Raw genomic sequence first — 13012 nt, forward strand, 5'->3', positions numbered from 1 at the left:
TTCAGTGCGACCCGGTAAACCGGTATGCTCCTTTAGGTACCCGGATTTCAAAACGGGCGCCTTTCCCAAAGGTTCCCGTCTCCCTGATGGTGATCCCGGTGAGGGAGAGGATCTCGCGCGACAGGTACATGTCCAGCCCGACATTCCGGAAAAAAAGATGATTGAAGATCTTCTCTTTTGCACCCGGCGGGATGCCGATCCCGTCATCTTCGCAGGTTATGAGAAGTTCCTCAAAGGACTCGTCGCAGGAAAAGTGGATCCGTGTGATCTTCTCACCATACCGTACCGCATTGTCGGCAAGGTGGAAGAATACCCGTTCGAGGAGCTTGTCAGCATAGACCTCGACACTCTGGATGTCCGCCTCCAGCCCAACCTCCCCAAGCCGGAGCCCGGCACACGCCCTCCGGATGGCCCCCCCGACATCCTGCCATTCCGGTGGCTGGAGCCCGATGTCCTGGTAATCCCGGGTGAACATGATCTGGGCCTGGATGGCATTGGTGGCTGCCAGATTTTTTTCCAGGGTCGCTCGTGCAGCCTCTTCAGATACCTGTGCGAGGGCTAATTCAAGATTCCCTTTAAGGACAGTCAGATGGTTGAGTATTTCATGACGGGTGATGGCGTTGAAGAAATTCAGCTTCTTGTTTGCCCTCTGGCATGCATCCTCTGCCTGGATTTTGTCGGTGATATCCAGGATCGAGAAGACAAATTTTTTCATATCCGGGATAAGAGCGAGGGTTATATAGCCGCTCCGGACCTGGCCATCCCACCGGATAAACCGGAATTCCCCTGTGCTTGGAGCAGTAATCTGTCCGACCCTGCTCTGGTACAGGCGCATCCGGTCAACATCCTCAGGTATGACAAAATCCATCCATTTCTTCTTCCCTTCCACCTCTTCCTTGACATACCCGGTGATCTTCTCGAATTCCGGGTTGATGTAGGAGATGGTGGAGTCCTGTTCGATGATAGCTGTTGCCGATCCCGTATAATCGAGAATGGCCTGGTACCGTGACAGGGTATCCCGGATAGCATGCTCGCGTCTCCTCAAATCGGTGACATCCGAGAGAGATTCGATCACGCCGGCAATCTCGCCGGACTCATCGTATATCGGTGCTGCAACTCCCCGCATAATGAGTGTCCTGCCCCGGGGTTTCATGGAGGATGTTTCTGCGGAAAGGGAATTCCTGCTTCGTTCGATCCCGGTATAATCCCACCCCTCAATTTTGCGATCTTCGGTGAAGACGAGGTCGACAAGCATGGGCCTCCGGTTGCCATAGAACGGGATTGCATATGCATAATTTCCCTGCCCGAGAATTTCCACGGCCCGGACGCCGGTCAGTTCTTCAATGGCGCGGTTCCATGCGATCACCTTTCCTTCACGGTCGATGGCAAAGGTCGGGTCCGGCAGGTTGTAGATCACCCCTGACATCTGGAGACTGGCGACCCGGAATGATTCCTCCACCCGTTTTTTTGCGGTGATCTCCTGTGCCACAAAGAGGTAACCGGTGATACTGCTCCCTGTATCTTTCAGCGGCGCGACACTCAGGCTGACTGAAATATGCGTCCCGTCTTTTCTGATGCAGGTCCACTCCCGTTCATCGGAACCGGAGATGCGTGCCGGTACTGAGAATACATCAAAGCCGATCACCGGTTTGCCCAGTTCATCGGAAAGTTTGCGGGAACGGGCAGCGATCTCCGTCCCGGTAAGGATTACGAGGGGGGTAGCTCTCCCGGTAACCTCGACCGGCCGGTACCCCAGCATCCTTTCCGCCCCGACATTAAACGCGGTGATCACCCCCTCCCTGTCTGTAGTGATGATGCCATAGGAAGATGCCGCAGCCATCAGCTCCCAGGACTGTGCTTTTGCATGCACGAGATCCGTAATATTTTCTACCGTACCATCGATCCATTCGATGGCCCCCCCTGTATTTCGTTTTACGTGTGACGTAAGAGAGACAAAGAGCGGTGTGCCATCGATCTTTCTGGCCCTGAGCAGGGGATTTTTCGCACATCCGTCTTTCCTGAGATCGGCGATGATGAGATCGCGGTCCGCCGGGTCTGCATAGATCTCTACCATATGGTACTTCAGCAGTTCACCCAGAGATCCTATCCCGAACATGTCAAGAAATGCGGGATTTGCCCAGACAAACCTGCCCGGGTGATCGCATGTGGTCCTGAACACTCCCGAACTGATATTTTTCGTCAGTGTGCGGTACCTCTCCTCATTGATCCTGATCATGGCCTCAAATTTTTTCCTGGCGGTAACATCCACAAGAGATACAACAACATTCTGCGTGCGGGGGATAAGGCCGGTTACCACCGACATCTCGCGTTTGTTTCCGTCCCTGCCGGTAAAGGTAAGTGAATACTGTAATGGTGCCCAGCCGCCGGGTTTTGTCAGGCCGGTGTGGTATATCTCCAGTTTTTCAATATCTTCTTTAGCAACAAAATCCGTCCATCTCTTCTTTCCTTCGAGGTCCTGGAGAGTGTAGCCACTGAGCTCCACAAATTTGCTGTTGGCATGGATGATCCCCATGTCTTCTCCAATGACAACTGACGCGATACCCGCGGTATCGAAAATTTCCCGGAAATCGGGTTCCGGTGACGGCCGCACGTTCTGCGAATCACCGGCCTTTTTTTTACGGGGGGGTGTCTTTTTTCCCGTTTGTCCTGGTTTCTTTGTTGTCATGCAAGAGTTCTCTGCAATCCGGTTACCGTACAGGTTTTATCCTTGTATACGTACATGGAGGGTCGTCTTGATCATGATAATCCGGCTTCCCCATCATAATGTATTACATCACATCATATGCATGGATGATATATTTTTTTTGGAAATCTCCTGGCAAGGGAGACTTTTTCCCTGCTCTGTAAATCCCCCCGGTAATCGACCACCTTTATGTCACCACTTCCCGCATATTTTTTTACCTAGCATCTCATTCTTTGGTACAGGATAAATTATGGCAATTGACTGGTACAAGGAATTTGTCGATCTGGAATACGAGCCGGCAAAGGACGATCTCGTCTGTCTCTATTATTTTGAACCGGCCGCAGGCATCAGCGGCAAGGAGGCAGCAGGGCGGATCGCGTCCGAAAGTTCAACAGGTACCTGGACAACGCTCTTCACCATGCCGCCCCGGATGAAGGCGCTCCAGGCTACGGCGTTTGACATAGAGGGCAACGTGGTGAAGATCGCGTATCCCCTCGAGCTCTGGGAAGAAGGGAACGTAGTCCAGCTGATGAGCGGTATCGCCGGGAATATTTTCGGCATGAAAGCGGTGAAGAACCTGCGACTGATCGATGTCGCTCTCCCGCTGGCCTACATAAAACACTTTAAGGGGCCGCACTTCGGCAATGCCGGGATCCGGAAGATGATGAAGGTGAACGGCCGGCCGCTGACGGGCGCCGTGCCCAAGCCCAAGATCGGGTTTACGGCAAAGGAGCACGCTGAGATCGGGTACGAGACCTGGATGGGAGGCTTTGACTTCGTCAAGGACGATGAGAACCTGACCTCGACCTCGTTCAACCGGTTCGATGACCGGGTGAAATTCATGACGAAACTCCGGGACAAGGCCGAGAAGGAGACCGGGGAGAAGAAGTCTGCGTTCCTCAACATTACCGCGGATGTCGAGACCATGAAAAAGCGGGCCGATCTGCTCGCGGCAAACGGCTGGAACTACGCGATGATCGATGTGGTTGTTGCGGGAACCTCAAGCGTCATGACCTTGCGGGACTATTGCTCCGATCTCGGTCTTGCAATCCATGCCCACCGGGCTATGCACTCGACATTCGACCGGAACAAGAAACACGGCCTCACCATGCAGTTCCTTGCCAAGATCATGCGTCTTGTCGGTGTCTCCCAGATCCATACCGGGACCGCAGTCGGTAAACTGACCGGCTCCCGGCGGGAATCCATAGCTCTCGCCGACCTGTTGCGGGAGAAGAAGACGAAAGCCGTTGAAGGGATGCTCCTTGAGCAGGACTGGGGGAAGATCAAGAGTGCCTTCCCCGTTTCATCGGGAGGTCTGCACCCGGGCCTGGTACCCGATGTCCTCGACATCTATGGTACGGAGATGATCCTGCTCGTTTCCGGTGGTATCCACGGCCACCCGAAGGGCACCCGGGCCGGTGCGAAGGCGACCATGCAGGCGATCGAGGCCTGGCAGGAACACATTCCCCTTGAAGAGAAGGCCAGGAAGGCAAAGGAGCTCAAAGAGGCCCTTGAGAAGTGGGGCCACTATAAACCGGTATAACCGGAAAATCACCTTCTTTTTCCATGTTACAAATTGCAGAAACTGCAGAAAAATTCATTATCTCCTGTTCCTGATTGGACTGTATGCATGATATTGTCAGCAGCAAAAAGATGGAGAACGGGATCGTTGTCTTCTGGGATGAATCGGGCGCGAAGAAGTCCGAGTCCTTCAATTATATCGAACTCGTTGACATGAAGATCAACGCGCTCGACCTGCTCGAACGCCCGAAATCCTACAAGGTCGATAAGGACAAACACACGCTTATCGTGAAGAAATAATTTATTTTGGGTAATTGTACTATTTCAGCCCCGGTTCTGTTAACTTGTTGAGGGATCGTATATTTTTTCAGGGATGTAAAATTTGATGATCTCATAACAAGTTAACAGAACCCGTTTTCCTATTCTGGCCGGCTCATCCTGTTCACCTTCCTGCCGCATCCCGATCCCTTTTAATATCACAATCCGAGATCCTAAGCACCGTGACAGAATTTCAGCTCGTCTCAACCTTTGCCCCGGCCGGTTCGCAGCCGGAAGCGATCAAAACGCTGACCGAAGGTCTCGTGCAGGGCGAGCAGTACCAGACCCTGCTTGGTGTTACCGGCTCCGGCAAGACCTTCACGATGGCCAATGTGATCGCGGCAACAGGCAAGCCCACGCTCGTCCTTGCCCACAACAAGACGCTTGCCGCCCAGCTCTACCAGGAATTCTGCGATTTCTTCCCCCATAACCGGGTCGAGTACTTCGTCTCCTACTACGACTACTACCAGCCGGAGTCCTACATCCCGTCAAAGGACCAGTACATCGAGAAGGACTCCGCGATCAACCCCAAGATCGAGATGCTCCGGCTGTCTGCCACCGCTTCGCTCTCGTTCCGGAAAGATGTGATCGTAGTCGCCTCGGTTTCCTGCATCTATGGTCTTGGCAACCCGGAAAATTTCCGGAACATGGGGTTCGATCTCTCGGTCGGCCAGAAGATCTCAAGAAACGAGATCATGAGCCGGCTCCTCGACATCCAGTTCCAGCGCAACGACCTCGAGCTCCTGCCCGGCCGGTTCCGGGTCAAGGGGGATACGATCGATCTCGTGCCCGGGTACTTCAACAACATCATCCGGATCGAGCTCTTCGGGGACGAGATCGAGCGCATCCGCGAGGTGGACCGGATCACGGGCGCAAAAAAAGAGGAGATGACCTATTTCTTCGTATACCCGGCCCGCCACTTTGTGACGCCGGACAGTGCCCGGAAGAGCGCGATCGCGTCTATCCAGAGCGAGCTTGACGAAGTATTACCTACGCTCGGCATGATCGAGGCCCACCGGCTCGAGCAGAGAACCCGGTACGACATCGAGATGATCGAGGAGACCGGGTCCTGCAAGGGCATCGAGAACTATTCCCGCCACTTCGACGGCAGAAGCGCCGGGGAGAAACCGTACTGTCTTCTCGACTATTTCCCGGACGACTTCCTGCTGATCATCGATGAGAGCCACCAGATGATCCCCCAGCTCCACGGGATGTACAATGGCGACCGGTCCCGGAAGAAATCCCTGATCGATTATGGTTTCCGGCTGCCGAGCGCGTACGACAACCGTCCCCTGAAATTCCACGAGTTCGAGCAGTACATGGGAAACGTGGTCTTTGTCTCTGCCACCCCGGGCGACTATGAGCTGAAGAAGTCAGGAAAGCCGGTCGAACAGATCATCCGCCCGACCGGCCTCGTCGACCCGAATGTGGAAGTGCGCCCCATCGAGGGCCAGACTGACGATATCATCCGCGAAGTGCGGGATACGATCGCCCGCGGGGACCGGGTCCTCATCACGACCCTGACAAAGAAGCTGGCCGAGGAGCTTTCCGAGTTCCTGTCCGACCAGGGCATCCGGACCCGGTACCTCCACTCGGAGATCCAGACCCTTGAGCGCAGCGAGATCATCCGTCAGCTGCGCCTTGGCAAATTCGATGTCCTTGTCGGGATCAATCTCCTCCGGGAAGGGCTCGACATTCCGGAGGTCGGGTTCATCGGGATCCTCGACGCAGACAAGGAAGGCTTCCTCCGCGATGCACGCAGCCTGATCCAGATCATCGGGCGGGCTGCACGGAACGTGCATGCAAAGGTCATACTCTACGCTGACAACATGACCGATTCCATGAAGCGGGCAATCGCCGAGACAAAGCGACGCCGCGAGCTGCAGGTTGCGTTCAACAAAAAACACCATATCACCCCGAAAACCATCATCAAGCCGGTCAAGGAGAAAGAAGTCGAGATCAGCGATACGAAACATGTGCCGAAGAATGAGATTCCGAACGTAGTGATCGAGCTCGAGAAACAGATGAGTGACGCAGCGGAAATGCTGGAGTTCGAAAAGGCGATTGCCCTACGGGACCAGATCAAAAAACTCAACGAGCGGCTGAGCGGGAAATCTACTGCATCATCATAACACGCAGTGCCCGGAAACGATGCCGGGCCGGCAGAAGAGAATCGGGTTGTGTCCGGGCGCCGGGCCCCGGCATCAGGGTTTCGCAATCCCGCCGGTGCCGGTATCTGTCTCGTCCGAGCCGTTCGTCCCGACCATGTAATACTTTTTGATAAAGCCCCTGACATTCTCGGACTCGATCCATCCCTTGTCCAGCTGGGTGACGATCCGGTCGATCTCCCGTGCCTGCAGGATGATCTTGTCTGTGATATCCCCGGGTGCCATGCTCGAGAGGCCCACGATGACTGCCAGCGGGTTGCGGATATGGTCCCCAAGGATAGCGAACTGCTCGATATTCTTCTCGATCTGCTCGAGCGACTCTCTTTTCACAGCCTCCATCTGCTTGCGATCGGTGATATCGATGAATGAGGCCATGATACAGATGGGTGTTCCCGTATCATCCCGGACCATGTTCACCCAGAGGAGCACATAGAATGGCGATTTGTTGTATTTTAACAGAACCCGCTCCCCGAACCAGCTGCTGTTCCCGGTCACTGCATCCCTGACTTCATCGAATTGTTGGGAGGAGTTGAAGAAATCGCCTGCACTTCTGCCTATGAACTCGTTCTCGTGATGGTATTCCATGAGTTTGAGCATGGACTGGTTCGTGTAGGTGATCCTGAAATCAAGGTCAAGGATCGTTATGGCATTTATCGATGAGCTGATGGCATGATCCTTGATCAGCAGGGCCAGCTCCGCATGCTTGCGGTCGGTGATATCAATGATATTGGCTACAAACTGGCTCTCCGGGAGCGTCCCCGCAGAGATCAGCATCCACCTGCTGCCCTCGTTTTTGGATCGTAATCTCACTTCGTAGTTCTCAACACTGCCATGGGTTTTGAGGTTCCGGAAGAAGATGTCGCGCTTCTCCGCATCCATGAAGAGATCGCCGAACGGGATAAGAATGGCCTCTTCTTCCGAATGCCCGAGCATGGTGGAAAACCGGTGATTGACCTCCTGGATTTTGAGGGTACCAAGATCGATGAGACCGACGCCTGCCTGGGAATGGTTGAAGAGTCCCCGGTATTTGACTTCATTCCTGCGCATATGGGTGGCAAGGCTTGAGACTACGACCGAGACCCCGATCAGGACATAACATGTCACGGAGGACGCCACGAGAACGGATACGATTGGTCCGAGGAAATACCAGACCATGCCCATGTAAGCAAGGGATATGATTACTGCAAAGAGCGGGCCCCGGTTCGGGTACCAGTATGCCGCAATCACGACCGGGATGTAGAAGAGGTTGGGGGCAACATCGTTGTTCCCGTAATGAAGGGAGAGGATGTTGATCAGCAGTGCGAGGACCGTGGTATTCAGTACTATGAAGAGCCAGAGATTCGAAAGGCTCTCTTCCCTTTCAACAAACATATTCCCGTTGGTCAACCCCTCACCCAGCCTTTCCCGTCATGTATCCGTTTTGCCGCGTTAAAAATTCCCGCTACCGGAATATATGAAACTCAATTGCCCGAATCGCTATTAAATGGTTTTGATTTGGATCGTTATCGTAGAGTCAAAAAGCGGTTTTTGTTCCGGAATCTGGGGGAAATACCCGGGTTATTTCCCTGCACCAAAAATATCATTAACATTTATATAACGATCCCGTATCCGTGATTGCGCCAATTCGGTTTCACGTCACTTTTTATACAATCCTCGTAGTGATGAGCCAGAGCACAAAGAGCAGTACTATGATGACCAGAATGACGACACTGCACTCTCCCAGCCTGAAGAGATCCGGCAGGGTCATCCGGTCCAGTTTCCGGTACCCAAGGAATCTCCTGCTGATCACCGGGTAGATGCTGCGTGCAAACAGGCCGGCGCCGAACAGGATACCGATGAGTCCTGCCAGTGCATCCGGGTACCCGGCACCTGCGGCTGCAAGAACTGATGCCGGGCCATAGCCGAGGAGAGCAAATCCTGCTCCCATGATCAGGCCTCCGGCAAGGTGCGTGCCAAGCGACGGGTGCATTGTTTTGCGCTCTGCGAGCCCGGCCCGGCAGAGTATGGAGAACCCGGCTGTTGCCACGATCATAGCCGACAGGAGTACTTTCAGAAAGGTAAAATCCCGCATCAGGAGCTGCCCTTCGATGACATCATAACTGGCAAGGCCCCCTTCATAAAGCAGGATCCCGAATGCGAGCCCGATCAGAAGCCCGGTAATCCTCTGGCCCGATGCGGTGGCCGGGGTCTGTTCAGCCATCGCGATCACACCCCCGCCAGCCGGAACAGCACAAGAGCTACGGCGATTCCGGAAAAAAATGTAGCGAAAAGAGTGAGGTAACTTGCTACCGAGAGCTGGGCGGTGCCGCTGATCCCGTGGCCGCACATGCAGCCCCCTGCCCAGCGGGCACCGATGATCAGGAGCATTCCCCCGATGAATGCAATGGCCAGCCTGACAAGGAGGGATGGGCCGAACGTGGCTGCCCAGAGCGAGGGGACCGGTCCGGTGCCAGCCTGAGGCAGCAGCAGTGCGGCAATCCCGGCGCCAATCACGATCCCCGCGATCACCATCACCTGGCCGTCAATGGCAGGCACAAAGAGACGGTAATATTCCAGCCGCTCGACAACCGTCCGGTCCAGCACCCGATCGATCAGGCCCCGTACCTTGACAAACGCAGTAGTGCAGCCGAGCGGGTGGCGGGCAAAGACAAACGAGAGGCAGGCAAGGATGCCGATACCGGCACCCACCAGGTACGGGGACCAGAACGCCACAGGCAGGTCATCCCCCCTTAGCCGAGTCCCCACTGGGCGAGCGTTGTCCGCGACGGGTCGACATCATTCCAGTCCCAGCCGAGCGCCTCGATCATTTCTCATTCATGACCCCCATTGATCGAATGTCGTTCCCGTTGTGATTTTTTTATTTGGATTTAAAAGTTCATTCCAATCCCATCCAAGAGCTTCGATAATACGGGAAATTGGTTGTTGTAATGTTTTTTCTAACATCAAATCTAAATCGACATGAAATTCTTTTGGAACCTGATCACCATATTCAAAACAAATTACATTGGTCGGGGGATATTTAGAATCCGGGTCAATATTTTTGATGTATACGCGTTTTGGCTTACTACCTTTACCAAATGTAGTCCCGAGGTGGTCATTCGAATATTTCGCACCACGAATATGTGCATCATCTATGTCATAATCATTGAGATCCTTTCCGATTCCACCTGGAATACCAATCTTATCTAGGGGATAATCACCTGATCTATATTTTTTTACTTCGTCTATCAGATATTTTCGAATCTCTTCTCTCCCTTTTCCATCAAGAATCATTACCATCACGTGCTGCTGAACATCCTTTGTGATTTGGGGGGTGTCGCTGCGCCGGATCTCAAAGCCAACAATGTCAGTCTCATGTACGTCCTTCCCCTCTTTCCAGACGAGCGAGCCAGCGTATCTTTTCTTTTTCCCAGCCTGGAAGAATCTGGCATAGATCTTCTCGAATTTGATGGAGAAGAAGTGATAGTCCGCGTTCAGTTCATTCTTTGCAAATTCTGCATAACTTTCATTTAGGCGTTTCTCGATCTGTCTGGCGAGCACGATGGTCTGCTCCTTGTCGAGATCTTTTGCGAGTTGGACCATGCAGGAGTCTGTATCTCCGTAAATAACTTTGTAGCCCTGCTGCTCGATCACGCGCCGGGTGTGTTCGATGATCGCACGTCCGACAGAAGTTGCTGCAGAACCTATCTCCCGGTCGAAGAGCCGGAACCGTGGGTACCCGCTTACTCCATAATACGTATTCATGATGACCTTGAGCACGTTCTGCTGCATATCGTAGAGGATATACTGCGGCGAACCGAACGGGAACGTGTTACGGAGGGCCTTTTTTTCATCCCGTTCCTTGAGCAAGTCTGAGATGATACTCCGGGTCAACCCGTCCGGCTGTTTACGGAACCGGATGCCGTTTGGAGCATGGAGTTCGCCATTCGGATCCTTGGTCTCCATTGACGCGTTGATCGTCATCATCGCCATCGGGTACAGGGACTTAAGGTCGAGTACCACGACGTTCTCTCGGACGCCCCTGCTCGGTTCGAAGACGGTCGCTCCTTCAAACTCCTCAGCATTAACAAACCCTTTCGAGGGCAGAACGTATTTGTTGAATGCTTTCCGAAGGACAAAAACATCGACCACGCTCGATGAGTTAAGGGTCTTGTCCAGAGGGCAGCCTACGTAACGGGCAATCTCCCGGTAAAATTCTATAATGTTGTCTTTATTGTTAATCTTGACACAGAGCTCGACATCCTTGAAGTTATACTCAACGAGCAGAGCCGGCTGGTTCCTCCATAGATCAGAGATCGTTCCGGTGTACCGCACTTTCTGCTCGCCGACTTCTTCAAGGGCGACCGCATCGAGCCGGTACGACTCCTTCTGGCTCAGGTGCATCTTTTTGTATGCATTAAGGAGATCGAAAAGCGCCCGGCCCCGCAACGCACTCCGGTCCGACCATCCAGAGAGTCGTGCGAACTGAGACGGCTGGAGTTTGAGAACCTCCATCCGATCAGTAATGTAGCGCATGTCGAAATCAGTGAAGTTCCAACCTGAGAGGACGTCCGGGTCGCGCTCGGCAATATACGTGACCAACGCCCTGAGCATGTCCACCTCGGTTTCGTAGGTACATATGGTGTGCCTTTCTTTCCGGAAACACTCGTTCACAAGTCCGCCGGCTGCCTGCTGTTCAATGATAGAAGTTGGCGTTCCTCCTTTGAACAGCAAAAACGTCATGTAATCCTTCTTGAATGAATCGAATGCGGTAATGCAGATGATAGCATCCCGCTGGGGGTCCGGAAAACCCCGCTCGTCTTCACATTCGATATCGATGATGCAGGATCTGGCGGGAGCGTCCACTTCGGCTGGTATGAGATCTTTATAATCTACAGTAATATCGGGAGCAGACGCTCCTCCAGTCAGCCCGTAGTCAATGTTGGAGTGTTTGGCAGGATAGTCAACTACCTCCGGGCTGAGATCCTTGTTGTCCGTTGTTGCTATCGGTATGGACATCCCGCCAGTCAGTCCGCAGTCGATCATAAACCGGGTGGCAAACGGGATGTCGGCTTCGAAGTGCCGGAACTGGTTTCGAACTTCACGGACATCAGTCGGCTGGTCCGTGTAAAGCCTGCGGAGCGGCTCGCCCCGGATTGAGCGGTATAAAATATCGGGCTCGAGATTGGCATTAGAGGGAATTTGTTTTGATTCCGCCTCTTCGGCTGGGATATAGAAATAGGGCCGGAACCCGGTTACGTCGATCCGGATAGCCTTCCCCTTAGCATCGCGGCCGAAGACGTGGATAACCGGGCCGCCTGGTACCTTGCTGTACTCCACCTGGTTGATGGCAATAGAGATACTGTCGGCAGGATGATCGAGTGTACTAGGTGCATTCATACAATTTTCCATTGTCAATTGCGATTGTGAGGCCATGTCCCTACACCATGCCTTTACAGAGCCCTGAAGCGAAGCGTCCCGCTTCTGCCATTTTCTCCTGCTCCCATGCATCCAGTGTCCACTCTTCAACCGCGTGGATCCCGCCCTGCCCGATCCGTGCCGGAACCCCAAGAGAGCAACCGGATAACCCGTACTCCCCGTCAAGCACTGATGAGCAGGCGATCAGATCCCGGCGGTCCTCCGCGATCATCCGGATCAGCTGGCTTATATGGAAGGCAGGGCCGAATACGGTACCACCTTTGCCCCGGATCACTTCCATGCTGGATCCCCGGAGTCCAGTGAGGATCTCGTCCCGCTTTGAATCATCTACGGCTCCGGCAAGCCGTGAGAAGACCGGCACCTGGTGCTCACCATGTTCACCTATCACGAACGGGGTGCCGGCAATTCCACGGTTCTTCAGTGCAAGCCTGAACCTGGCGCTGTCAAGCTGGCCGCCGAATCCGATACAGCGTTCCCGCGGGATCCCGGTGATCTGGTGCAGGAAGTAGTTATTCACATCCATCGGGTTGGTCACGGTGATCAGGATGCCGGCAAAATCCTCCAGCATTCCTGCGATCTCCTGGGTGACAGGAAGGTTTGCGGCGAGCAGGTCTGCCCGGGTTTTTACGGAAGGATTGCGGGGAATTCCTGCGGAAAATACGCAGATATCCGCCCCTTTCACATCGCTTTTGTCGGTGCTCACGTGAATTTCGATACCCGTATGCAGCAGATCGAGCACCTGCGCCTTCAGCAGTCCGGGAGCGCTGTCGTACAGGATCAGCTCGTCGGCTATACCGAGAATCGAAGCAAGGTACGCGACCTCCCCGCCGATCCTTCCCACTCCCACTACCGCAAGGCGCGTCATCAGGTTACAATATGGGTA

General features: G+C 53.9%; 9 protein-coding genes. 3 read left to right on the top strand and 6 right to left on the bottom strand.

The window, feature by feature from the left end:
- Position 1: 1 nt before the first annotated feature.
- Positions 2-2686, bottom strand: coding sequence for a PAS domain-containing sensor histidine kinase (locus ABSE13_RS03745; RefSeq protein ID WP_424027153.1), 2685 nt, complete (start codon positions 2684-2686; stop codon positions 2-4).
- Positions 2687-2954: 268 nt separating this feature from the next.
- Here ABSE13_RS03745 and rbcL point away from each other — a divergent pair, with 268 nt between their 5' ends.
- The 3 genes from rbcL (at position 2955) to uvrB (ending at position 6675) form a co-directional block, all read left to right on the top strand.
- Complete coding sequence (rbcL, locus tag ABSE13_RS03750) at positions 2955-4247, top strand: type III ribulose-bisphosphate carboxylase (protein WP_424027154.1); 1293 nt, start codon at positions 2955-2957, stop codon at positions 4245-4247.
- Positions 4248-4330: 83 nt separating this feature from the next.
- Positions 4331-4525 (top strand): hypothetical protein, encoded by a 195-nt coding sequence (locus tag ABSE13_RS03755; protein ID WP_424027155.1) that lies wholly within the window; start codon positions 4331-4333, stop codon positions 4523-4525.
- 200 nt (positions 4526-4725) lie between these two features.
- A complete protein-coding gene (gene uvrB / locus ABSE13_RS03760; protein ID WP_424027156.1) occupies positions 4726-6675 on the top strand; it encodes an excinuclease ABC subunit UvrB in 1950 nt (649 codons plus the stop codon).
- A 72-nt stretch (positions 6676-6747) separates the two neighbouring features.
- On the opposite strand, the gene ABSE13_RS03765 is transcribed toward uvrB, so the two are convergent.
- The 5 genes from ABSE13_RS03765 to ABSE13_RS03785 all read right to left on the bottom strand — a co-directional run bounded on the left by ABSE13_RS03765 (position 6748) and on the right by ABSE13_RS03785 (position 12994).
- Complete coding sequence (locus tag ABSE13_RS03765; RefSeq protein ID WP_424027157.1) at positions 6748-8082, bottom strand: PAS domain S-box protein; 1335 nt, start codon at positions 8080-8082, stop codon at positions 6748-6750.
- A gap of 271 nt (positions 8083-8353) precedes the next feature.
- Complete coding sequence (locus ABSE13_RS03770; RefSeq protein WP_424027158.1) at positions 8354-8911, bottom strand: YeeE/YedE thiosulfate transporter family protein; 558 nt, start codon at positions 8909-8911, stop codon at positions 8354-8356.
- Positions 8912-8916: 5 nt separating this feature from the next.
- Complete coding sequence (locus ABSE13_RS03775; RefSeq protein WP_424027159.1) at positions 8917-9423, bottom strand: YeeE/YedE thiosulfate transporter family protein; 507 nt, start codon at positions 9421-9423, stop codon at positions 8917-8919.
- 102 nt (positions 9424-9525) lie between these two features.
- Positions 9526-12090 carry a DNA-directed DNA polymerase gene (locus tag ABSE13_RS03780; protein WP_424027160.1) on the bottom strand — a complete coding sequence of 855 codons (2565 nt, stop codon included), beginning with the start codon at positions 12088-12090 and terminating at the stop codon, positions 9526-9528.
- 40 nt (positions 12091-12130) lie between these two features.
- Positions 12131-12994 (bottom strand): malate dehydrogenase, encoded by an 864-nt coding sequence (locus tag ABSE13_RS03785; protein ID WP_424027161.1) that lies wholly within the window; start codon positions 12992-12994, stop codon positions 12131-12133.
- Positions 12995-13012 lie beyond the last annotated feature (18 nt).

The sequence above is a fragment of the Methanoregula sp. genome (genome assembly GCF_049518935.1).
GTDB lineage: Archaea > Halobacteriota > Methanomicrobia > Methanomicrobiales > Methanospirillaceae > Methanoregula.